The following is a 23671-nucleotide window of genomic DNA, read 5'->3' on the forward strand; positions in this document are numbered from 1 at the left end:
CTTCCTCCTTAGAATTGCTCGATGAAACGTAAGTCATTTGTGTAGAAATGACGGATGTCATCGACGCCGTGTTTGAGCATCGCCATACGCTCCACTCCGATTCCGAATGCGAATCCTGACACTTTTGATGAGTCATAGCCAGCCATCTCCAATACATGAGGATGGACCATTCCGCCTCCGAGAATCTCGATCCAACCGGTTCCTTTACAGACGTTACACCCTTTCCCGCCACACTTGAAGCAAGAGATGTCGACTTCGACCGATGGTTCCGTGAACGGGAAGAAGCTTGGACGAAGACGAATTTCGCGCGTTTCACCGAATAACTGCTTCACGAACACTTCAAGTGTCCCTTTTAAGTCAGCCATCGAGATGGATTCATCGACAACCAATCCTTCGATTTGCATGAATTGATGCGAATGCGTCGCATCGTCTTCATCACGACGATACACTTTACCTGGACAGATGATGCGAATCGGCTTCCCATTCGCCTCCAACATCGTGCGAGCCTGTACAGGAGATGTATGAGTACGAAGCAACGTCTCTTCCGTGATATAGAACGAGTCTTGCATGTCTCGTGCCGGATGATCTTTCGGCAAGTTCAGCATTTCGAAGTTATAGAGATCGGTCTCGACTTCAGGACCTTCAGCAATCGTATATCCGAGTCCAACGAACAAATCTTCCATCTCGTCGATGATTTGTTGCAAGAGATGGCTATGGCCAGGAGTCGATGTCCGTCCCGGGAGTGTCACATCAAGCGTTTCCGCTTTTAACTTTTCCTCTAATTCAATCGCCTTCACTTCTTCGATTCGAGCATCGAGTGTGCTTTGAATCGCGGTACGAACGGTATTGGCCAACTCACCGATGACCGGACGTTCCTCAGCAGATAATTTACCCATGCCACGAAGTACTTCAGTCATCGGTCCCTTTTTCCCTAAATATTTGATGCGGACGTCATTCAATGATTTTTGTGTGGATGCTTGTTTGATTTCTTCTAACGCTTCCACTTGTAACTGTTCTAATTGTTCTTTCATGTGTTCGCTTCCTCCTCTACATAAAAAAGTCCCTTCAGTCGTTGACTGAAGGGACGAATCATCGCGGTACCACCCTACTTGGCCAATTCATGGCCCACTTGAGAGCATCGTTATCGTGATGCCAAACCGGTGTTGTCTCCAACACGACTCCAGAGTGAATTCAGCGACGAGTCCGGCAAAGGCTCTCAGTCACGGCCATTGCTCCCTGAACGGAATCGGTCATTCGCTTACTATGTTCTTTCAACGTCATATCTTATTCATCGATGTGTTTAACCTATCACGTTTTTCACGTGCTGACAAGATTATTGTAAAGCGATGCGATACATTAAAATGCCTGCAGCGACCGCCGCGTTGAGCGATTCTGCATCACCAAGCACTGGAATATGCACACGTGTGTCACAGAGTGCCAATACATCAGCATGGACCCCTTGCGCCTCATTCCCAATCACGAGGGCCACCTTGTCTTCGAATGCAACTTGCTCATACGATGTCGCCTTTGAGAGGGCAGTCCCATATACGTGGAAGCCATCCTCTTTCAACTCAGGTAATTTTTCAAGCAAGTCGACCGTGGTCACGTTCACGTGAAACAGCGATCCTTGTGTGGCACGCACGACTTTGGCGTTGAACGGATCGACCGTTCCTTTCCCGAGTAGCACGGTATCGAATCCGGCAGCATCTGCTGTTCGAATCATCGTACCGAGATTACCCGGATCTTGTACTCGGTCAAGTACGAGTACTTTCTTCATCTTACGTTCAACCGGTGTCATCTTGACAACGGCAAACACGCCTTGGGTCTTTTCTGTTTCGGAAAGAAGGTCAGCAACGTGGTCGGATAACTCGAGAACCGGCATATCCTCAAGACGCCACGTTCCTTTCGGTGAATACGACTCAGCCATGATGAGTTGGACGAGTCGACCGGCACGAATGGCCTCGTCCACCAAATGCTCTCCTTCTACTAGGAATTGACCCGTTTCTTGACGACCTTTTTTCGTCATCAATCGTTTTAATCGTTTAATCGTCTCGCTCTTCGTAGACGTAATCTTCGTCATATTATCCCTCTTTCAACCATTGGACCGTTTCGTGGTCTAAACGTTTTGTCAATGCGACAACGAGTTGAACCGCTGCCTCGTAATCATCTTTATGGATGATTGACACGTTCGTGTGTAAATAGCGGACTGGCACTGTCAATGCGATAGCCGGCATCCCGATCCCAGAAAGGTGGAATCGCCCAGCATCTGTGCCACCGCCTGGCGTTAAATCCAATTGATATTTGATGTCTTGTTCTTTTGCGACGTCAACGATGAGGTCGACAAGGCGTGGGTTCGTGACGGTGGTCGCATCAAAGAAGATGACTTGCACACCGTCACCAAGTTTTGACAACCCTTCTGCTTGGGTCATTCCTGGTGTATCACTTGGAATGCCTGTATCGACAGCAATCGCGACATCCGGGCGAATCAAGTTGGCAGCGGTAACCGCTCCACGTAATCCGACTTCTTCCTGTACCGTCGCTCCTGTATAGACGACGCCAGGGAATGAATCTTCCTTCAGACGTTTTGCTGCTTCGATGGCAATCGCACATCCGATTCGGTTGTCCCATGCCTTCGCCATCAAGAAGTTCTCATTTTTCATGACAGTGAATTCACAATGGGGCACGACCGTATCGCCTGGACGAATTCCCCAATCAGCCACTTCGTCTTTCGACGTGGCACCGATATCTAAGAACATATCTTTGATTTCAACGGGTTTTTTTCGTGCCTCGAGCGGTAGGACGTGAGGTGGTTTCGCACCAATGACACCGGGAATCTTTTCACCAGACCGTGTGACAACATCCATTCGCTGTGCCAACAGCACTTGGTTCCACCAGCCACCGAGCGCTTGGAAACGAAGGAAACCGCCTTCTTCCACACGTGTCACCATGAAGCCGACTTCATCCATGTGACCCGCAATCATGACACGTGGACCTTCAGCATCTCCTGTCACTTGACCAAATAGACTTCCGAGACCATCCTGTTCAAACGACTCGACGTGTGGTTCGAGGTATTCACGCATCAATTGACGGACTTCTCCCTCATTGCCCGGGACGCCTGTTGCATCCGTCAAACGTTTTAACATATGTAACGATTCATTCATACCAATCCGCTCCTTTTCATTAATATCCTTGATTTTGTCGCTCATGGTTTACTTCATTTTTATTCATGTATGCCAGCAAAATGAGTTGCTCATTAAAACCGAGCGTATAACCAAGTTCGAGATAAGCTGCCATCAGCGTCTCGTACATGGCTTCCGTTTTTGAAAGACCAAAATTCGTCACTTTTCGATAAATATCTAAAAAAGCATCAGTCGCATCAAGATATGAACTTCCCGCAGGAAACGCATCTCGTTCATACCCAAGCGCAAGACCAAGTGACAGTAAGAAATGAATGCCGTCTACATATTCTTCTAAGATCACATCTTGAGGCGACGGTCCTTTCTTCGACCAAAACTTAAAGCTACGTGTTTCGTTAGCCAGTTCACCGAGCTCGACAAGCAGCGCCAGTAACCGTTCATCGAATTGATTGCCGGATAATCCATGTTGTACTTTGATCCGCTCGTCTAATTCGCGCTGCCGATCAAACAATGTTGTCCAGTTCACCGGATGTTCCTCCTCTGTCTCCACTTATAGCAGTACTAAAATCATTAAAGACCAGCCTAATGCTAAAATCAATACTTGTAATTGAAGCAGTTTTGGGGCATGAACAGCCTTCTTCCGAGTCAAATGAAGACCGAACAAGGCACCGATGGCTCCTCCTGCATAGGCGTATAGGACGTTAAAGTCACCTTTTCCTTGCGCATACTGTTTCGCTTGGATATAAGTGTAAACGTTCAAGATAATGAGCGCTAAGGCGACGATCGCAACAACCGATTGATTCATACGCTTTCCTCCTTCTCTTAATTCTAAGAAATTCTAAAGAAAAAAGAAAGCGCCGAGAGAGTGTCTCGGCGCTGTCGATTGAACGATTACGCGTTCAATTTTGATTTAGCTGTTTCAGCGAGTGACGCGAATGCCTGTGCATCTGTCACAGCAAGCTCAGCAAGCATCTTACGGTTGATGTCGATTCCTGCAAGCTTAAGGCCGTGCATCATACGGCTGTATGAGAGACCGTTTGTACGTGCTGCCGCATTGATACGTGTGATCCAAAGACGACGGAAATCACGTTTCTTCTGACGACGGTCACGGTAAGCGTACATGAGTGACTTCATGACCTGTTGTTTTGCTACTTTAAATAGAATGTGTTTCGAACCAAAGTATCCTTTGGCAAGTTTAATTTGCTTTTTACGACGTTGACGAGTCGTATAACCGCCTTTTACGCGTGGCATATGGATTCCCTCCTAAATTGTTTCTGTATTACTTCGCGATCATGTTGCGAATGCGTTTGAAGTCTCCAGCTGATACGATAGCGCCTTTACGGAGCTTACGTTTCGCTTTAGTCGATTTGTTTGCGAACAAGTGACTTGTGTAAGCGTGTGAACGCTTGAGTTTACCTGATGCTGTACGTTTGAAACGTTTTGAAGCACCGCGGTGCGATTTCATTTTCGGCATGAGTATTTCCTCCCCACTGAGAATCGATAATTAATCTTCTTTGTTCGGAGCCAGCACTAAGAACATGCTGCGTCCTTCCATCTTCGGCTTTTGTTCAACTGTTGCCAAATCGGCACATTCCGCTGCCATTTTGTCCAAAACACGTTTCCCGATTTCCGAGTGTGTGATGGCACGTCCGCGGAAACGAATCGAAGCCTTCACTTTGTTTCCTTTTTCAAGGAACTTGCGTGCATTACGCAATTTTGTTTGGAAATCGTTGTCCTCGATTGTTGGACTGAGACGTACTTCTTTCATTTGGATGACTTTTTGGTTTTTACGCGCTTCTTTCTCCTTTTTCTGGAGTTCGAAACGGTACTTCCCATAATCCATAATTTTAGCGACCGGTGGATTTGCTTTATCCGCGACTAAGACGAGGTCTAGTTCCGCTTCTTCAGCTAAACGTAACGCATCGTTACGTGATGTCACACCGAGTTGTGCACCGTCTGCGCCAATGAGACGTACTTCACGGGCACGAATGTTTTCGTTGATAAAGAGCTCTTTGCTAATGGTTAGCACCTCCATCGTGCGATTGCACGAGATTTAGATTGACAAGACAACATGGCAATAAAAAAAGCGTCGGCAGTTTCCCACCCACACATCAGTTGAGGTCATAAAACGGCAGACGATGCCGAATGAACCAAGAACTTGATGGACCTGCCTGATGACTCTCAGACGAGGTGAAAAGCGGGTGCTTCTGCTTTGTTGTTTTTAATCACTATGTCATCTTAGCACTAGCAGGAAAAGATGTCAAGATATCGCGCATGAATAATTGGTAGCTCACACTTTTATGATGATACCAGTCATTCTCTCGTTTCGCAATACCTTTTCAAAGGGAATAATGAAATATCAAAGGAGGGATCGACATGAACTGGCGAAAAGATATATCGCGAGAACATGACTACCATGATCAAGTCCAGCAGATTGTCAGTAAGACGATGCAAGCACATGGGCTAGAAGACGAAAAATTACAGGCGGTATTAACAGACTTATTAGAAGAAATGAATCGCATTACTTTAAAAATCGTCGATGACCATGAGTCGGCTCAGAATTATATCCATAAACGGTGGTACTAAAAAAGGGCGTCTGCCCCTTTTTAGTACCACCTAGTTTGTAAGCGATTTGAAGAAGTTACCGATGGCCTCAAACAATCGGGCAAAGAATCCTTTTACTTCTTCTTGTTCAAGGAATGCCTGCACATCTTGACCCGCATCTTTCAATCCACTACTGATTGCTGACCAATCAAGATTTGCTTGCTGCATGTTTTCGAATAGCGTCGTCAGTTGATCGAGTTGACCCTCAGACAACTGAACGTTATTTTGATTCAATACTTGAATGACGATGTCACGAATCTCAATATTTGTCTCTGGCATCTGATTTGCGATTTCCGCTTTAATCTCGTTCATGAGACCTGCTACGTCCTCTTGTCCGACTGTCTTACCGATTTCAGACGTGACCGCCAGCTCTTCTTGCGCCAATTCTTTTCGTTCATCCGACAGTTCAATCCCGGTCTCGGCCGCGGTCTGATCATATGCCTTCATAATTCCCGTCAAGGCCGAGGTACCCGTCACGTTAATCGGTGACGTGATATAAATATCGGCATCCGTCACACCCGCCGTGACGAGGGCGTTCGCATACATATCTTTCGTGACCCACGTCACGTTTTCCGTCTGAATATCAAGACCAGTCCCGTTCGTCAACTTGATTCGGGCAGACGAGTACATGCCGCCTCCACGTTGTGCTTGCGGGACCGAATCACCTAAATACTTTTCTTCATCTGCGGCAGTCGCGATAATGGGTTCGATTCCTTCTGGGGCATCCATACGCTCAAGTACCCATTTTTGTTGCTCTGAAGATAATGATTCACCGAGGGTCACAATCGTATCATTGACGATTGCCTCCGCTCCGACTTTCGGAAGCGCTCCTGTGAACGCAACCGCTCCAATAGTAAGTGCCAATACTGGCTTCATATAATTCATTAAGTATCACTCCTTACGTTTACGATACGTGTAGATGACCAAATACACATCCGTCTATAGACCGAAAAAAACCACCTTTCTGGTTGGAAAGGTGGTCCCTCACTTAACGTGAACGGTTCGCAATCTCATCTGTGAGCGATGCGATGAATTCATCAAGTGAAACAGAAACTTGTTCCTGCTGACCGTAGCGGCGAATATTGACCGCACGCTCATCTCGCTCTTTATCGCCAAGAACGAGCGTCATCGGAATCTTCTTCATTTGTGCTTCACGAATCTTATAGCCTAGTTTCTCGTCACGGAGATCCGTTTCGACACGGACACCACGTTTGACCAGTTCTGCTTTCACTTCTGCGACGTATTCGTCGTGGACGTGTGAAACCGGGATCAACTTGACTTGGACCGGTGCGAGCCATGTCGGGAACGCGCCTTTATACTCTTCAATCAAGTAAGCGACAAACCGTTCCATCGTCGAGACGACACCACGGTGCAAGACGATTGGACGATGGTCCTTACCGTCTGGCCCAGTGTATGTCAAATCGAAACGTTCCGGAAGCAAGAAGTCGAGTTGGACAGTCGAGAGCGTCTCTTCTTTCCCAAGTGCCGTCCGTACTTGTACGTCAAGTTTCGGTCCGTAAAATGCCGCTTCGCCTTCTGCTTCAAAGTACGGAAGTTCGAGCTCGTCCATCGTTTCTTTCAACTGACTTTGTGCCATTTCCCAAATGGCATCGTTATCGAAATACTTCTCTTTATCAGCAGGATCGCGATACGAGAGACGGAAACGATAATCTTTTATGCCAAAGTCAGCGTATACTTCTTGAATCAAATGAACGATGTCTTTGAATTCTTGCTTCATCTGTTCAGGTGTAACGAACGTATGTCCATCATTCAATACCATATAACGAACACGTTGTAGACCTGTGAGCGCCCCTGACATCTCGTAACGGTGCATCCCACCAAGCTCAGCGATTCGAAGTGGAAGTTCGCGGTACGAACGTGGCTCATGTTTGTAGATTGTCATGTGGTGCGGGCAGTTCATCGGACGAAGGACGAGTTCTTCGTTGTCCATCTCCATTTTCGGGAACATGTCTTCTTGATAGTGATCCCAATGACCAGATGTCTTATACAAGTCGACCGAACCGAGAACCGGTGTGTAGACATGTTGATATCCGAGTTCGAGTTCTTTATCAACGATGTAGCGCTCGACCGTACGACGTATCGAAGCCCCTTTCGGAAGCCACATCGGAAGCCCTTGACCGACTTCTTGTGAAACGAAGAAGAGGTCGAGTTCTTTCCCGAGTTTACGATGGTCGCGTTCTTTCGCCTCTTCAAGAAGACGCAAGTGTTCAGCGAGTTGTTCTTTCGTCGCCCACGCTGTCCCGTAAATACGCTGTAGCATCTTATTGTCTGAGTCCCCGCGCCAGTAGGCACCAGCCACGCTCATCAATTTGAAGATTTTCAACTTCGATGTTGACGGGACGTGAGGTCCACGGCAAAGGTCAAAGAACTCACCTTGATGATAGATTGTAAGAGTTTGATCAGCAGGAATGTCCTCAATCAACTCAATCTTGAGCGGATCTCCCAATTCTTTATAACGAGCGAGCGCCTCGTCACGAGAAACGACTTCACGTGTGATTTCTAAGTTTTCGTCGACGATGCGTTTCATCATCTTTTCGATTTCAGGAAGGTCTTCCTCATTGATGCGACGATCCATCTCGATATCGTAATAGAACCCGTTCTCAATCGTCGGTCCAATTCCGAGATAGATGTTGTTGTCTTCTCCGTATAACCGTTTGATCGCTTGAGCCATCAAGTGCGCTGACGAGTGACGCATCAAATCAAGACCATCTTCCGAGTCCGGCATCACGAGTTCGATTTTGCCGTCATGTTCGATTGGACGACGATAGTCGATGAGTTCTCCGTCTAGTTTTGCTGCGATTGCCTTTTTACGAAGTCCCGGACTGATCGAGCCCGCGACGTCTTCTGCTGTGACGCCTGCATCAAATTCTTTTACCGCGCCATCTGGAAATGTTAATTGAATCATGTACATCTGTCCCCTCTCAAAAAATGAATATAAAAAAAGCCCATCCCTCAAAAAGGGACGAGCTTTGATTCTCGTGGTACCACCCTCGTTCCCAAGCAATCTGCTTGGCTCGAACACACGATAACGAGTGTGAATCGCCGCACGATTGACCCGTACGGTGCTCTGAGGGAGTAAATCCATCGTCGTCGTTAGGAAGCTTCCACCGCCCTTCCCTCGCTAAAACTCGTCTCGATGATCCATATCCTCTTCTATGCATCCTTTATATGCTTCTTAGTATAGTCAACTCACCAAAGAAAAACAATCCTTTACCGACGGCGATTTTCACCCTTTAACTCAATTTGGGTCGTCGTCGTGGAAATACGTTGCATGAGTCGCTGTGCCTTCATTTTATTTTGCGGCGAACCATCGATTGAAAAGTGCGTCTCGAGTTCTTCTCCGCTAAAGTTTGAACTGTAGAGCGTCGGCAAGCGATGCATCATCCGATACTGAAGAATGATCCCGAACAATTCATCTCGTACCCACGGACTGATGGCTTCAGCTCCGATGTCATCAATCAGTAAGACTGGCACATGTTGAAACGACGTCAAGAAAGAGTCGAACGACTCGGTACGAATTTTGCGTTTCGCCTCCGACACAAAGCCCGGAGCATGGACTAGAATCGTCTCGATGTCCGCCACCTTCAACTCATTGGCGATTGCGGCGAGTAAATATGTCTTCCCGACGCCAAAACTACCATGGAGATAGAGGCCGTTCACTTTTTGACGAGACTTCATCCCTGTTACAAATCGCATCGCTTCACGCAATGCGATTTTACGCGCGTCGTCGCCCCAATCGAAAGATTCGAAACTCGCCTCGCGAACTTCTTCCGGTAAAAACAAACTTTTGAATTTACGGTCCATTTCTTTTTGTCGTCTCGCCTGGCGATGTGCGACCGTTTCTTCATATCGAATTGCAATCTGTCCTAAATCGACATAAAGTACCGGTTGATGGCCTGGGATGACGGCCTGATCTTCTCTGAACGTTTTTCCATCCATCTGTTCCGCGTACTCACTCAGTTTGGTAAACCCGATTTCAATCGCCTTCTCCTCTAACTCTGGATGAGCGTTCAAAAATGCAATGACACCCGGGTGGTTCAGTGTACGTCTGCGAATCGACTCGTACGCCTCCCGAACTTCTTTTCGGTTCATCAACTGAGACAGCGACTGATTGATTCGTTCCATCCCCTCACCCCTTCTCTTTCAATTCATTTAATAGTTTCACAAGTTCCGCGTCATCCGGTACGGACGACTCGAGTTCTTTTTTCCTCGCTTGGTCGTATGAGCGCTGTTGTTTCGCCTCGTCCTCGAGCCATTTCGGCATATCCCCTTGTTGGGGTTTCCGTCGTGACCCGACTGTGGTGCGTTGCACACTCTCACGTTTTTGCTGTTTCTTCTCGATGAGCGCATCTTGAGATTCTTCACGCTCTAGCGCTTCTTTTGCATTCGTATAGCCCGCTGTTTTCCAACTCGTCGCAATGCGCAAGACATAGTTCTCGCTCAGCCGCGTCTGCTTCTTCACTTCGATACAGTAATAGAAGAGCGCATTGATGACCCCTGGCGCGAGACCGAGTGTGTCGACGAGTTCAATGACTAACTGTTCATCACTTTTTGAAAGTTGCGGGGTCTTCCGAAGCGTCGAGACATATTGATGTGGGTGTGCGGACTCCATCACTTCGGGATCATGCAAATCTCCTAGTTTCGTCTGTTCAAGTTCGACGGTCTTCTCTTTCCGGTGGCGCGTCTGTTTCTTCTTCAACTGCAGAACCATTTGACGACAACCGTCCCGCTTCTCTTGCTCGCTGAGTGGCAGGTACGCCTCATGTACGAAATATTCTTTCAACATTTCCGCCATCGTCTCTTCATCGAGTTGTGACACGTAGGCCAATTTTGTGATCGTTTCGTCTAATTTTTTCGTGAAAAATCCAACTGGAAAATTCGTCAGTTTTTTCACAATTTCCATATCGAACGAATAGTTGATCTCAATCTTAGCCCGGTCCGGCTTTTCATAATTTTTTTGTGTGAACGCACGATGGTTTACTCCTTTGACATCAAATACTTCATTGAAATCCTTTGTCACTTCGACGATACCTGCAGGCAACGGATCAATCGTAAAACGCCCTTGTAGTTGTTTGAATCGTACTTCCCCGACTTTATAGAAGAGGAAACTCGACAGTAACCCATCATTCAAAAACGTGTGCGGTGCAAGCGGAACACGTAACTGATAAACGTATTGTGTCAATCGAGCGTCTTTTGTTTTATAGGTGCGCACTAATCCGATCGCTTCTAAGCGGAACAAACTGTCCATTAACTCATTGATAGAGAACTCCAACATCTCACACAATGCACTATGGGACATATAGTTGGATTTCATTTTGCCCGGTTTTAGTTCGCTCCATAACGTTTGATAGAGTGCGAGCGCCTTCACCCCGATGACAGGTTGATATAAGTGGTAAAGGGACTGGTACGATTCACGGTCGACTAGACCGGTACTCATGATTAACAATTCGTCCGTCCCAAAGATTGTACGTTCTTTCTCCATGGCTCTCTCCCTTGAAAAAAGGGCGACCAGCAGGCCGCCCTTTAGTTGGTCGAATTTTCTTGCTTCATTAAATCTTCAAGTTCTTTAAAGAACACCGTGATGTCTTTGAATTGACGATAAACCGATGCAAACCGAACATATGCGACTTCATCGACTCGTGCAAGTTCATTCATCACAAGCTCGCCTACTTGTTCACTTGGAATTTCTGACTGGGCGAGGGCACGGAGTTGCTGTTCGACTTTCGTCACAACCCCTTCGAGCTGTTCAAGTGTGACAGGTCGTTTCTCGCACGCCCGAATAATGCCGCGAAGCACTTTTTCACGACTGAACTCTTCACGATTTCCATCTTTTTTAACAATGATGAGCGGTGTCTGTTCAACCGTCTCAAACGTTGTAAACCGATACCCACATTTTTCACATTCACGACGACGTCGAATCGAATAATGGTCTTGCACCGGACGGGAATCGAGCACTCTCGTTCCATTATGATCACATTTCGGACAACGCATGCTCAAACCTCCTTATCGTTCGACTGTTTTATTACCAATGGCACGTAACGGGAATTGTTGCGTGAGCGCCTCGTAGTAGTGCGATACAATTTGCGAAAGGTCTGCACCGAGTCGCTGTTCACGGTTTAATGTAAAATCGACAGCCGTCCGGCCGCCATCCACTTGTACAATCGTGATGAGCCCGTCCCAGCCTTCTCCGAGAAACGAAAGTTCTCCTCGATTCGCATCGATTCGACGAACCGTCTGACCGTTCTCTTGAATTTTTCCTTCTAACCATTGCAACATCGCATGTGACGATGCCGCATAGTAACGTGTTTGGAGCATTTCATTTTTATGTGTATCTTTCGTTTCAATATGTGTTTGTAACTTATCTAACAGTCCCATAATCCACCTCAACGCCTGAGTTATATACGTTAAGCATATCAAAATTAAGGCGACAACAAAACAATTAAAAGGGCTGACCGTTAAACGGTCAGCCTCAAAAGGTCAATCTGATTTATTTGCTGATTGCCACTTGCGCTTCCGGAACACGAATTGGTCCCATTCCACGCTCAAGTTTCACATCTTCACGTACTTTTGCATCCAATCCTTCAGCAATATACTGCGATGCTGTAGCCGGATCGATTCGATCTCCACATGTAAACACGTCAACTGACGCATAGCCATGTTCTGGGAAACTGTGAATCGTTAAGTGTGATTCTGAAATGATGACGACTCCACTTACACCGTGTGGCGCAAATTTGTGGAATGCAACTTCGCGGACTTCAGCGCCCGAACGAAGAGCAGCATCGACGAACAAACGCTCGATGTAGTCGATATCATTTAATTTGTCGGGATTGCACTCCCAAAGTTCTGTAATAATGTGACGTCCCATAGTATCCATATTAGTGGATCCCCCTTTACATCAATGGTCTCAAAGTAGTTGATGATCACTCACTTTGTGCCTGAATCGCCCACAACCACGGGGGCAAGTTAGTCCTAAGAGGTCCTAACCCTTTAAGTTGCGTTTGTCAGACCAATTGAAGTTCACGAAATTGAGTGTAACGTGTTTGGGACGTCGTTACAAGACATTTGATAAAAAAATCTAAAAAATATTTCTCCGCACGTAATATTTTTTAGGCGTGTGTTTCTTGTTGCCCGATTTGAAGATAGCTGGCCACCATATCCAACAAGTCCACGACACGGCATGAGTAGCCCCATTCATTGTCATACCATGCGAGTACTTTGACATGATTCCCTCCGAGTACCATCGTCGAATCCATGTCGATAATCGACGAGCGATCGTCCCCGTTAAAATCGATAGAGACGAGCGGTTCGTGAGAAACGCCTAAAATACCCGTCATTTCTCCATACGCTGCCCGTTCAAACGCTTCATTGACTTCATCGACCGTAACATCTCGGTGGAGTTCGACGACCAAGTCGACAAGTGATACGTTCGGAGTCGGTACACGGAGTGCCATTCCGTTTAACTTCCCTTGTAGTTCCGGCATCACCAGACCAATCGCCTTAGCCGCTCCCGTTGATGTCGGGATGATGGAACTGCCACACGCACGCGCGCGCCGCAAATCTTTATGCGGGTTGTCAATATTGTTCTGGTCGTTCGTATAGGCGTGTACTGTCGTAATCAGTCCCGTCTCGATACCGAACGTCGAATGCAAGACCTTCACGACAGGTCCGAGACAGTTCGTCGTACACGATGCGTTTGAAATGATATGGTCTTCCTCCGGGCGATAGTCACGATCATTGACCCCCATCACGATCGTGCGTAAGTCCCCTTTACCCGGTGCGGTCAAAATCACTTTTTTCGCGCCTGCCTCAAGATGAAGTCTTGCCCCGCTATCGGAGTTAAACTTCCCGGTCGCTTCGACGACGATGTCGATTTCAAGGTCTGACCAAGGCAACCGTGATGGATCACGTTCCGAAATAAGTTCAATCCGTTTCCCATCGACTTCGAGCGCATCCCCATGCGCACGTACTGTCAATCCGAATGGACCGTGAATCGAGTCATGTTTAATAAGATGCGCAAGTGTTTCCGCCGGATAACTTGCGTTAATCGCCACCACTTCATGACGTCCCTCGAGCATCAATTTTCGAAATACCATTCTTCCGATTCGACCAAATCCGTTAATTGCCACTTTTGTCCCCATGATAGATCCCCCTTTTTCTACATTACGGTTTCATTATAACGGATAGCTGTAAGCGTTTTCACTATGATTCGTCACATTTTTTTCGTTTTTCTTTGTTTATTTTTTGAAAATGAGGGAAATTTCTTGGCGTAACAGACAAGAGAAAGGAGGCGTCATGATGTTTGATTGGGGAGATATCGATAAATTCTTTATTTCGTTCTTTATCATTTTACCGATTGTGACGTTAATTCATGAGCTTGGTCACTTCTTCTTCGCAAAGTTGTTCGGTGGCTCACTCGATATGCAAATCGGTACCGGGAAGAAAATGTTTAAAGTAGGTCGTTTACAAGTAAATCGTGTTTATTTTTACGATGCATGGTGCCAGTTCACTGATTTAAAATGGAGCAACAAGGTCACCCGTACGCTAGTCTATGGCGGTGGAGCCATTTTCAATTTAGCGAGCATCTTAATCGTCAACGCGTTCATTCTTCGACGAGATATTGAACCGACACTCTATACGTATCAGTTCGCCTATTTCTCGTTCTACTATATCTTCTTCTCACTCTATCCCATCTATTATTCGAACGGTCATCCTAGTGATGGACGTGCGATTTATGATACATGGAAAAAAGGGTCTCCAGAATCCGATCCATTAAACTAAAAAGAAGGCGATATCAGTCGCCTTCTTTTTGTATCGTTTGAAACTGTTCGACCAGACGATTGATTTGTGGAGGAAGGTCCCCTAATGCCCCATTATTGTTTATGAGGAAATCCGCCTGGTGCTTTTTATCTTCAATTGGAATCTGTGAACGAATACGGGCTAACGCCTCTTCTTTCGTCAATCCATTCCGTTCCATGAGACGCATCAGTTGAATCTCTTCACGGCAATAGACGACGACGGAATAATCAACCAGATCGAGCATCGTTCCTTCAAACAGTAACGGAATATCAAAAATGACGACAGGTTCCCCCGATGCCTCATACGTTCGCATTTGCTCATTCATTTCTTCTCGAATCGCTGGATGCATCAATTGATTCAATTGCTGACGTTTTGCTTCATCATGGAAGATTTCCCGACCGAGCGCAGGACGGTTCAGCACGTCGCCCACAAAACATTTTGGAAATGCAGCCCTTACCCCTTCAATCGCCTTTCCTCCTGGTTCAACGACCGTCCTTGCAATCAAATCGGCATCGATAATCGGAATGCCTCGTTCTCGAAACAGTCGCGATACCGTAGACTTCCCGGTTGCAATTCCACCAGTCAATCCAATCTTCAACATACACGTCCACCCCTTAACGTTGTTGACAGTGCGGACAGTAATGCGTACCTCGCCCGCCCAATTTCATCTTTTCAATTTCATGTCCGCATCGGCGGCACGCTTCTCCGGTCTGTCCATATACGTAGAGCCTCTCTTGAAACGTTCCTGTGGCGCCATCTGGATTGGCATAACTGCGAATCGTACTACCTCCACGCTCAATAGCCTCAGTCAAGACAGCAACGGCTTCAGTCCGCACACGGTCGACTTCTTCATGTGACAAACTTGCGGCCGGTCGTGTCGGATGGACACCCGCACGAAACAACGTCTCATCTACATAGATGTTACCTAATCCAACAAAGATGGACTGATCGAGGAGGGCGGTCTTAATCGCGCGTGTCTTCATGCGCTCTAAACGTCGGTGTAACACCTCGGTTGTCACACGCTCGTCAAACGGCTCGTACGCAAGTAATGAGAGCGGTGGTGTGGTATGAATCGTTTCATTCGTCCGCAACTCCATCGTACCGAATTTACGGACATCATTATAGTGTAGAGTCGATTGGTCCGTAAACGTAATCACGATATGTGTATGTTTTACCGGTTCTGTAATGGAGTCATAAGGGAAAAACTTCCCTTCCATGCGAAGATGGGAGACGAGATACCCGTTCGTCAATTTGAATAAGATGAATTTCCCCCGACGTTCCACATCCGTAATCGTTTCTCCAATCAAATGGTGAACCCATTCTTCGGGGTCGAGCCCGCGGATAATTTTAGGGTCGAGGACATCGACAGACTGAATCGTTTTTCCTGAAACGGCAGGTCGCAACCTACGACAGACCGTTTCGACTTCTGGTAATTCTGGCATACTGATTTCCTTTCTATCCGTTTATTTCGTATCAAACCATGTCGTTCCAACCGCTCCGTCCGCACGTAACGGGACATCAAGTGTGACCGTATGTTCCATCGCTTCGGTCACGAGTTTCTCTAATGCTTCCATCTCTTCGGCCGGACCTTCGAATATCAATTCATCGTGTACTTGTAACAACAGCTTAGATTGAAGTTTTGACGTGTTTAACGCATGATCGACATCAATCATCGCTTTTTTTATAATGTCCGCTGCCGTTCCTTGAATCGGTGTGTTGATTGCGGTACGTTCAGCAAACCCACGCAAGTTGAAATTACGAGAATGGATGTCCGGGATGTTCCGGCGTCGTTTCAACATCGTCTCGACGAACCCGTGTTCACGTGCCCGTTCAATCGCGGCATCCATGAACGTCTTCACCCCAGGGAACTGTTCAAAGTACGTATCGATAAAGGTCTGCGCTTCTTTCCGTGTAATCCCTAGGTTTTGTGAGAGTCCATAATCACTGATGCCATAGATGATTCCGAAGTTGACGGCTTTTGCTTGACGACGCATGAGTGACGTAACTTCTTCAGTGGAAACTTTAAACACGTTCGCCGCCGTCGACGTATGAATATCCTCATCGTGAAGGAAGGCTGCCATCATCTTCTCATCTTGTGACATATGTGCCATGATGCGCAGTTCGATTTGAGAGTAATCGACCGCATAAAGTACCCATCCCGGTTCACTCGCGGTAAACGCTTTACGGATGCGACGCCCTTCTTCTAATCGAATCGGAATATTTTGAAGGTTCGGGTTAACCGACGAAAGCCGTCCCGTTTGAGTAAGCGTCTGTGTATAACGCGTATGAATCTTGCCATCATCCTTCACGACTTTCTGCAAGCCTTCGACATACGTGGACTGAAGTTTGCCAAGTTCACGATAATGCATGATTTTCTCAATGATCGGATGAAGCGGTGCCAATTTTTCGAGGACATCCGCTGCCGTTGAGTATCCCGTTTTCGTCTTTTTCACAGGAGGGAGTGACAGTTTTTCAAATAATACGACCCCTAACTGTTTCGGTGAGTTGATGTTGAACGGTTCGCCGGCTAATTCATGAATCGTGACCTCAAGTGCATTTAGACGTTCACGCAGGTCCGTTTCCATATGTTGAAGCGTTTCGACATTTACGAGGATACCAGCCCACTCCATCTCGGCCAATACGGAGACGAGTGGTTTTTCAAGCGCCTCATAGAGTTCTGTCTGTTCATTCTCTTTCAACTCCGAAACTACACGTTCAAACAATGTATAGATGGCGTACGCCTTTTCTCCGAGATGTGCATGAAAAACATTCTCTTCCGGCACCTTGATTTTTGCACCTTTTCCGTAGACCGTTTCATCTTCCTCAAGAGGATACGTAAAGTGTGCAGCAATCGAGCTGAGAGACGTCCCACCAGATAGGTTGAGCAAATACCCTGCGACAAGCAGGTCTTCATACCCACGCAGTGCCAATTGGTGACGTTTCAATTGAATAATTGTCTGCTTCGCATCGAGACAAATCGTCGTCTTCGTCTCGTCTTCGATCCATTCCTTGACCCGTTCGTCCTCAAGAAGCGTCACATCTCCAATCGTGACACCTCGTTCCGACGCGATCGCCACTCCAATCACGTCTTCTTCAAAATAATCATCATGCAGCTGTTCAAGTATTAACACAGCTCGCGATAAATCTTGATCGGCCAACGCGATTGTTGGTCGTACCGCTTTTTCAACCGGTTCTTCTGAAGAGGTATCCGTCAGTTTGCCGATGAGTGACTTGAACTGTAAATCCATAAATAACGTTTTGACGACCGAAGCGTCATATGGCTTAAAGAGAAGTTCATCCATCGTCACATCAATCGGTACATCCGTGTAAATGGTCGCCAACTGTTTCGACATTTTCGCTTCTTGTTCATTCGCCTCTACTTTTTCCTTTTGCTTCCCTTTCAACTCATCCGTATGTTCGTAAAGGGCCTCGACGGTACCATATGTGGCAATCAACTTCAGTGCCGTCTTTTCCCCGACCCCTGGAATACCAGGGATGTTGTCGGATTTATCTCCCATTAATCCTTTTAGATCAATCATCTGAATCGGTTGTAGTCCGTCGTAGCGTTCCTTGAACGCGGTCACGGTCATTTTCTCAACTTCGGTGATGCCTCGTTTCGTCAAATAGACCGTCACACGTTCATTGATCAATTGAAGTAAATCCTTATCCCCCGTCACAACCGTCACCTGATCAAAGGTCGGGTCTTTTGAGAGCGTCCCGATGATATCATCCGCCTCGTATTGGTCAAGCTCTAAGACAGAGATGCCAAACGCCCGACAAACGTCACGCACGAGCGGAAATTGTTCACGCAATTCTCCCGGTGTCTTTTGACGTCCACCTTTGTATTCCGCGAACGTATCGTGACGGAACGTTTTCTTTGACGCATCGAACGCCACAGCAAAATGAGTCGGTTGCTCATCTTCCATTAGTTTCAATAACATCATCGTAAACCCATACACTGCATTCGTATTCCGACCTGACGCATCCGACATCGGAGGCAGTGCAAAAAACGCACGATATGTTAAGGAGTTCCCATCAAGGACTAGTAGTTTATTCATTCAATCGACCTCCATTCTTCTCTTCAACCATCATACCATACGGGTACATGCGTTCGAAAAAAAAGGCCCTTTTCTACGAATAGAAAAGGGCCAAATTCTCGATCGTGTGGAGATGAGCACCGATCGAGTCACGAGATGATGAAGAGGTCTCATTCATAGGATAGCAAGGTTTTGTAAAGTAAATATGAACGAACGATAAAGTCATTGTTAAACCCGAGGGAATGTAATGGTAAACGTCGTTCCTTTGCCTTCCTCACTCTCTACGTCGATCGTGGCATGATGCAAATCGATGATGTGTTTCACGATGGCGAGTCCGAGGCCAGTTCCACCCGAGTTCCGACTTCTTGCCTTATCGACACGATAGAAGCGCTCAAAGATACGACTCACTTCTTTTTCGGCGATCCCGATTCCGTTGTCCTTGACGCGAAGTTTATAGGAATCTGCCTTTGCTTCCACGGCGATTTCGACACGACTTCCTTCTGGTGAATAGTTGATGGCGTTGGCGACCAAGTTCATGATGACTTGCTTCATTCGGTTCAGGTCCGCTTGCAAGACGACCGTCCCCTCGTGTTTCGCTTCTAGCTGAATCGACTTCTTGCTCGCCTTTTGACTAAGCAGGAGGCAGACCTCATCGACGAGCTGATTCAGATCGACGGACACCAACTCCATTTGGAAGTCATCCCGCTCCAATCTCGACAATTCAAGGAGATCCTCAACAAGCATCTGCATCCGCGTCGCTTCTTTTTGGATGATGTCTAAAAACTGGTCTCGAAGTTCCGGGACTTCTTTCGCCCCATCCAGAAGCGTCTCACTAAACCCACGAATGGACGTGAGCGGTGTCTTCAACTCATGGCTGACGTTCGCCACGAAGTCTTTCCGCATCTTCTCAAGTCGCTTCAGTTCTGTAATATCGTTGAACAACAACGTCGTGCCGCGAAGCATCCCGGTATCACTGAAAATCGGTGCCGCGGATACCATATACGTTTTTTGATTGAAACCCGTTCGAATCGATAATTGCCGGCGATGGACCTCCTCCGTCAGATAGACGTCTTCGATCAGTGTTTCAACTTCTGGACTCGGTAGAATCCCGTGATAAAACTGTCCGATCGATAAATCATCGTATTGGAACATCTCACGGTAAGAACGGTTGACCAACGTGACGATCCCACGCTCGTCGACGAGCAGAAGACCCGCCCCCATATACTCGATTAACGATTCGAGTCTCGCCCGTTGTACGGACTCCCCGAGAGAAATCGACTCCAAATTCCGGGCAAGCACGTTGATTGACCCTGCTAGGCTACCGGTCTCTTCATCATTTCTGAGTTCATACACACGGGCCCGATAATTCCCGTCCGCCAGTTCCCGCAAGACAATCGTCGCCTCATCGATTGGTCGAATAAATTGATTCGTCAAATGTTGGAGCACGAATAAAATTATGAAGAAGGAGAAGAAGAGCGCGAGGGCAATCGTCAACCAGATGCGATTGTACACCCCTTCTAAATCCGATACATAACGGATGAATGTTAAATAGACTGTCCCACCCGTCGCAAGTTCGATCGGTTTTGTGTATTGAATCAACTCATCCTCATCCGCTTCACCGAACGTCCCTTCCTCAGGGACCATATTCGGATCAATTTTGTAATCGATGGACCCGACGCGAAACGGCGTGCCAGCGATTACCTCCATCCGACTATTGAGAAGGAGAATATCAAAGCTGCTTCCGTCATCAATTTGACCGACATACTCACGAATCTCGTCCAATTCGCCTCCCTCGAGGTAGAGGGCTGCCAATTGAGCATCTTCTTTTAGACGATCTCGTTCTGAATCCAGATAAAAGTCTTTGAAGAGCTGCCCAAGGACAATCCCGAGCGTCAGCAAGACACCGGTGACAAGAAAAATGAGAGTCGTCATAAATCTAGAGCGATACGTCTTCATTCCGAAGTCGGCTCCTCCATCTTATAGCCAAGACCGCGAATCGTTTTAATATAGGTCGGTTTCTTCGTTACCGGTTCAATTTTTTCACGAAGGTGACTGATATGGACATCAACAATCCGGGTATCACCCACAAAGTCATAATTCCAAATGGCCGATAATAATTGATCTCGCGTCAACACGCGTCCTTTATTTTTCGCCAAATAGGCTAACAATTCAAATTCTTTCGGCGTCAACTCGAGGCGCTCCCCTTGCTTGAACACTTCGTAGTTTGAAGCGACGATTTTAACATCTCCGATTTGAATGACGTCCTCTTCAACCGCCGATTCTTGCGGGGCAGAACGTCTAAGAATCGCTTTGACGCGCGCGACTACTTCACGTGGGCTGAACGGCTTCGTCAAATAATCGTCCGCTCCGAGCTCGAGCCCCAATACTTTGTCAAACTCATCATCTTTTGCCGTGAGCATTAAAATCGGTGTATTGACTTTTTGCTGACGGAGTCGTTTGCACACTTCAAGTCCATCCATCTCCGGCAGCATCAAGTCGAGCACGATGAGCACGGCGTCCTTTTTCTCAGCCAATTCCAATCCGGTTTTGCCATCGTGCGCCGTCTCTACTTCAAAGCCAGCCTGTTCTAAATTAAATTTCAATAATGTCGCAATCGATACTTCATCGTCGACAACAATTACTTTATCAGCCACACTGCTTCCTCCTCTTAAACCATCAAATGTCACTTTCTATTTTACAAATCAATGCTTGAAACGACCAACCTCAAAGCAAATCTTTACAAAAACAAAACAAATCCACTTTCAGTGTAGCATGTTCGATAAGAGAGAAGGCGCAAAAAAGGTGCCTCCTGCAACATGACAGGAAGCACCTCAAACTTATAAGACGCTTAATACCGATCGGACAGAATCCGCAGACTTCGATAGCGCTGCTTTTTCTTCATCCGTCAAGTCGAGCTCTAACACTTGCTCAATTCCATGTTTACCAAGAATCGTCGGGACGCCAAGATACAAATCATGGAATCCGTACTCTCCCTCAAGGTATGCGATGGCCGGTAAGATTCGACGCTGATCTTTTACAATCGCCTCGACCATCTCCACGATGGCAGCGGCTGGCGCATAATACGCCGAGCCATCGCCCAGTAGTTGGACAATCTCGCCGCCACCTTTTCGTGTCCGTTCGACGATTTGCTCGATTCGCTCATGTGGGATGAGTTTTTCGAGCGGAATGCCTCCAGCGTAAGAATAGCGTACGAGAGGCACCATATCGTCTCCATGACCTCCAAGGACGAATCCGGATACGTCTTTGACAGAAACATTCAGCTCTTGTGCCACAAACGTTCGGAAGCGAGCCGTATCCAATACACCGGATTGACCGATGACGCGTTCTTTCGGGAACCCTGATTCTTTGAACGCCGCGTACGTCATGGCGTCTACTGGGTTCGTCAATACGATCAGGATGGCGTCTGGAGAGTAACGGGCAATCTCTTTCACAACCGAGCGCATGACGTTTGCGTTCGTTGCGACGAGGTCGTCCCGGCTCATCCCCGGCTTGCGCGCGATTCCCGCGGTAATGACAACCACATCGGAATCGGCCGTGTCCGCGTAATCAGACGTACCTGTGACCCACGAATCAAACCCTTGAATCGGTGCCGTTTCTTGCATGTCGAGCGCTTTCCCTTTCGTCGGTCCTACTTTTTCTTCCATATCGAGCAGTACGACATCCCCTAGCTCACGTTGAGCCAAGTACAGTGCAGTCGTTGCACCGGTGAAGCCACTTCCAATAACAGAAATTTTGTTACGACGAATCATGAGCTCTCCTCCTCGGTCGTCTTACATGTTTTTAATCAATTCATCCGCGAACTCTGAACATTTCACTTCTGTCGCTCCGTCCATGAGACGTGCGAAGTCGTATGTGACAACTTTCGAAGCGATCGTTTTCTCCATTGAGTTGATGATGAGGTCAGCCGCTTCGTTCCAGTTCATGTGGCGGAGCATCATCTCACCTGAAAGGATGACTGAAGATGGGTTTACTTTATCAAGACCCGCGTATTTCGGAGCTGTACCATGTGTCGCTTCGAAAATCGCATGTCCTGTGATGTAGTTAATGTTCGCACCAGGTGCAATCCCGATTCCACCTACTTGAGCAGCAAGGGCATCTGAGATGTAGTCACCGTTCAAGTTCATCGTCGCAACAACGTCGAACTCACGTGGACGTGTCAAAATCTGCTGGAGGAAGATATCAGCGATTGAATCTTTGACGATAATTTTCCCTTCAGCTTCCGCTTTCGACTGAGCTTCGTTAGCAGCTGCTTCACCAGATTCTTCTTTGATACGGTCATACTGTGCCCATGTGAACACTTTGTCACCGTACTCCGCTTCAGCGAGTGCATAACCCCAGTTTTTGAAGGCGCCTTCTGTGAACTTCATGATGTTCCCTTTGTGGACGAGCGTTAAAGATTTACGGTTGTTCGCAATCGCATATTCAATTGCTGCACGAACCAAACGTTCTGTTCCTTCAGAAGAAACTGGCTTGATTCCGATTCCTGATGTTTCTGGGAAACGGATCTTGTTGACATTCATCTCGTCTTGCAAGAATTTGATGAGTTTTTTCACTTCATCGCTTCCTGAAGCGTACTCGATTCCAGCATAGATATCTTCAGTATTTTCACGGAAGATGACCATGTCTGTATCTTCAGGACGTTTTACTGGTGATGGAACACCTGTGAAGTAACGAACTGGGCGAAGGCATGTATATAAATCGAGTTCTTGACGAAGTGCGACGTTCAATGAACGAATTCCTCCACCGACCGGAGTCGTAAGTGGTCCTTTGATGGCAATCAAGTACTCACGAATTTGATCAAGTGTCTCTGTTGGGAGCCATTCGCCTTTTTCGTTATATGCTTTTTCCCCAGCATATACTTCCATCCATTCGATTTTCTTGTCGCCGCCATATGCTTTTTCAACCGCAGCGTCAAATACGCGAACAGCCGCATTCCAAATGTCAGGACCTGTTCCGTCACCGATAATGAATGGTACGGTCGGTACATTTGGTACGTTCAATACACCGTTTTCAACTGTAATCTTTTGTCCTTGTGTCAACATAATGAATCCCCCT

The 23671-nt window shown here is 47.0% G+C and carries 25 protein-coding genes; 2 read left to right on the plus strand and 23 right to left on the minus strand.

Going from position 1 to position 23671, the window contains the following annotated elements; genetic code table 11:
- Positions 1–8: 8 nt before the first annotated feature.
- From pheS to infC, 8 genes are all read right to left on the minus strand, one after another.
- A complete protein-coding gene (gene pheS / locus KNO78_RS06005; RefSeq protein WP_159562521.1) occupies positions 9–1031 on the minus strand; it encodes a phenylalanine--tRNA ligase subunit alpha in 1023 nt (340 codons plus the stop codon).
- A gap of 302 nt (positions 1032–1333) precedes the next feature.
- Positions 1334–2080, minus strand: a complete 747-nt coding sequence (locus tag KNO78_RS06010) for a TrmH family RNA methyltransferase (protein WP_159562522.1) — start codon at positions 2078–2080, stop codon at positions 1334–1336.
- 1 nt (position 2081) lies between these two features.
- Complete coding sequence (locus tag KNO78_RS06015) at positions 2082–3161, minus strand: M42 family metallopeptidase (protein WP_031423180.1); 1080 nt, start codon at positions 3159–3161, stop codon at positions 2082–2084.
- Positions 3162–3180: 19 nt separating this feature from the next.
- Positions 3181–3663 (minus strand): dUTP diphosphatase, encoded by a 483-nt coding sequence (locus tag KNO78_RS06020; protein WP_159562524.1) that lies wholly within the window; start codon positions 3661–3663, stop codon positions 3181–3183.
- 24 nt (positions 3664–3687) lie between these two features.
- Positions 3688–3942, minus strand: a complete 255-nt coding sequence (locus KNO78_RS06025) for a hypothetical protein (RefSeq protein ID WP_214690732.1) — start codon at positions 3940–3942, stop codon at positions 3688–3690.
- 86 nt (positions 3943–4028) lie between these two features.
- Positions 4029–4388, minus strand: coding sequence for a 50S ribosomal protein L20 (rplT, locus tag KNO78_RS06030; protein WP_012726696.1), 360 nt, complete (start codon positions 4386–4388; stop codon positions 4029–4031).
- 28 nt (positions 4389–4416) lie between these two features.
- A complete protein-coding gene (gene rpmI / locus KNO78_RS06035) occupies positions 4417–4611 on the minus strand; it encodes a 50S ribosomal protein L35 (protein ID WP_012726697.1) in 195 nt (64 codons plus the stop codon).
- Between the two features lie 30 nt (positions 4612–4641).
- On the minus strand, positions 4642–5172 hold the full coding sequence (gene infC / locus KNO78_RS06040; protein ID WP_012726698.1) for a translation initiation factor IF-3: 531 nt from the start codon (positions 5170–5172) through the stop codon (positions 4642–4644).
- Between the two features lie 341 nt (positions 5173–5513).
- Between infC and KNO78_RS06045 the strand changes: the two genes are divergently transcribed.
- Positions 5514–5723 (plus strand): hypothetical protein, encoded by a 210-nt coding sequence (locus KNO78_RS06045; protein WP_214690731.1) that lies wholly within the window; start codon positions 5514–5516, stop codon positions 5721–5723.
- A 30-nt stretch (positions 5724–5753) separates the two neighbouring features.
- Here the strand turns inward: KNO78_RS06045 and KNO78_RS06050 are convergent, their stop codons facing one another.
- The 8 genes from KNO78_RS06050 to KNO78_RS06085 form a co-directional block, all read right to left on the minus strand.
- A complete protein-coding gene (locus KNO78_RS06050) occupies positions 5754–6626 on the minus strand; it encodes a DUF1002 domain-containing protein (protein WP_084543060.1) in 873 nt (290 codons plus the stop codon).
- Between the two features lie 103 nt (positions 6627–6729).
- Positions 6730–8673 carry a threonine--tRNA ligase gene (gene thrS / locus KNO78_RS06055; RefSeq protein ID WP_214690730.1) on the minus strand — a complete coding sequence of 648 codons (1944 nt, stop codon included), beginning with the start codon at positions 8671–8673 and terminating at the stop codon, positions 6730–6732.
- 299 nt (positions 8674–8972) lie between these two features.
- Positions 8973–9887 (minus strand): primosomal protein DnaI, encoded by a 915-nt coding sequence (gene dnaI, locus KNO78_RS06060; RefSeq protein WP_074036533.1) that lies wholly within the window; start codon positions 9885–9887, stop codon positions 8973–8975.
- A 4-nt stretch (positions 9888–9891) separates the two neighbouring features.
- Positions 9892–11244: a DnaD domain protein gene (locus tag KNO78_RS06065; protein WP_012726704.1), complete on the minus strand. Its 1353-nt coding sequence runs from the start codon at positions 11242–11244 to the stop codon at positions 9892–9894.
- Between the two features lie 41 nt (positions 11245–11285).
- On the minus strand, positions 11286–11753 hold the full coding sequence (gene nrdR, locus KNO78_RS06070; RefSeq protein ID WP_012726705.1) for a transcriptional regulator NrdR: 468 nt from the start codon (positions 11751–11753) through the stop codon (positions 11286–11288).
- 12 nt (positions 11754–11765) lie between these two features.
- On the minus strand, positions 11766–12137 hold the full coding sequence (locus KNO78_RS06075; protein ID WP_031423166.1) for a hypothetical protein: 372 nt from the start codon (positions 12135–12137) through the stop codon (positions 11766–11768).
- A gap of 112 nt (positions 12138–12249) precedes the next feature.
- Complete coding sequence (gene speD, locus KNO78_RS06080; RefSeq protein ID WP_012726707.1) at positions 12250–12636, minus strand: adenosylmethionine decarboxylase; 387 nt, start codon at positions 12634–12636, stop codon at positions 12250–12252.
- Positions 12637–12868: 232 nt separating this feature from the next.
- A complete protein-coding gene (locus KNO78_RS06085; RefSeq protein ID WP_074036529.1) occupies positions 12869–13900 on the minus strand; it encodes a glyceraldehyde-3-phosphate dehydrogenase in 1032 nt (343 codons plus the stop codon).
- A 157-nt stretch (positions 13901–14057) separates the two neighbouring features.
- Between KNO78_RS06085 and KNO78_RS06090 the strand changes: the two genes are divergently transcribed.
- A complete protein-coding gene (locus KNO78_RS06090; RefSeq protein ID WP_196430899.1) occupies positions 14058–14540 on the plus strand; it encodes a site-2 protease family protein in 483 nt (160 codons plus the stop codon).
- 13 nt (positions 14541–14553) lie between these two features.
- Here KNO78_RS06090 and coaE read toward each other — a convergent pair whose 3' ends face one another.
- The 7 genes from coaE to icd form a co-directional block, all read right to left on the minus strand.
- Complete coding sequence (gene coaE / locus KNO78_RS06095; RefSeq protein WP_012726710.1) at positions 14554–15159, minus strand: dephospho-CoA kinase; 606 nt, start codon at positions 15157–15159, stop codon at positions 14554–14556.
- A 13-nt stretch (positions 15160–15172) separates the two neighbouring features.
- The gene (mutM, locus tag KNO78_RS06100) at positions 15173–16000 is read right to left on the minus strand and encodes a bifunctional DNA-formamidopyrimidine glycosylase/DNA-(apurinic or apyrimidinic site) lyase (protein WP_214690729.1); all 828 of its coding nucleotides are present in this window, start codon (positions 15998–16000) and stop codon (positions 15173–15175) included.
- A gap of 21 nt (positions 16001–16021) precedes the next feature.
- A complete protein-coding gene (polA, locus tag KNO78_RS06105) occupies positions 16022–18616 on the minus strand; it encodes a DNA polymerase I (RefSeq protein ID WP_214690728.1) in 2595 nt (864 codons plus the stop codon).
- Between the two features lie 207 nt (positions 18617–18823).
- A complete protein-coding gene (pnpS, locus tag KNO78_RS06110) occupies positions 18824–20551 on the minus strand; it encodes a two-component system histidine kinase PnpS (protein ID WP_214690727.1) in 1728 nt (575 codons plus the stop codon).
- Positions 20548–21249, minus strand: a complete 702-nt coding sequence (locus tag KNO78_RS06115; protein ID WP_031423155.1) for a response regulator transcription factor — start codon at positions 21247–21249, stop codon at positions 20548–20550. Before KNO78_RS06115 ends, pnpS begins: the two co-directional genes overlap by 4 nt.
- Before the next feature lie 183 nt (positions 21250–21432).
- Positions 21433–22365 (minus strand): malate dehydrogenase, encoded by a 933-nt coding sequence (mdh, locus tag KNO78_RS06120; RefSeq protein WP_159562531.1) that lies wholly within the window; start codon positions 22363–22365, stop codon positions 21433–21435.
- Between the two features lie 21 nt (positions 22366–22386).
- Positions 22387–23655, minus strand: coding sequence for an NADP-dependent isocitrate dehydrogenase (gene icd, locus KNO78_RS06125; protein WP_031423152.1), 1269 nt, complete (start codon positions 23653–23655; stop codon positions 22387–22389).
- Positions 23656–23671: the final 16 nt, after the last annotated feature.

Origin of the sequence: Exiguobacterium sp. s132, assembly GCF_018617235.1 — a bacterium.
GTDB lineage: Bacteria > Bacillota > Bacilli > Exiguobacteriales > Exiguobacteriaceae > Exiguobacterium > Exiguobacterium profundum.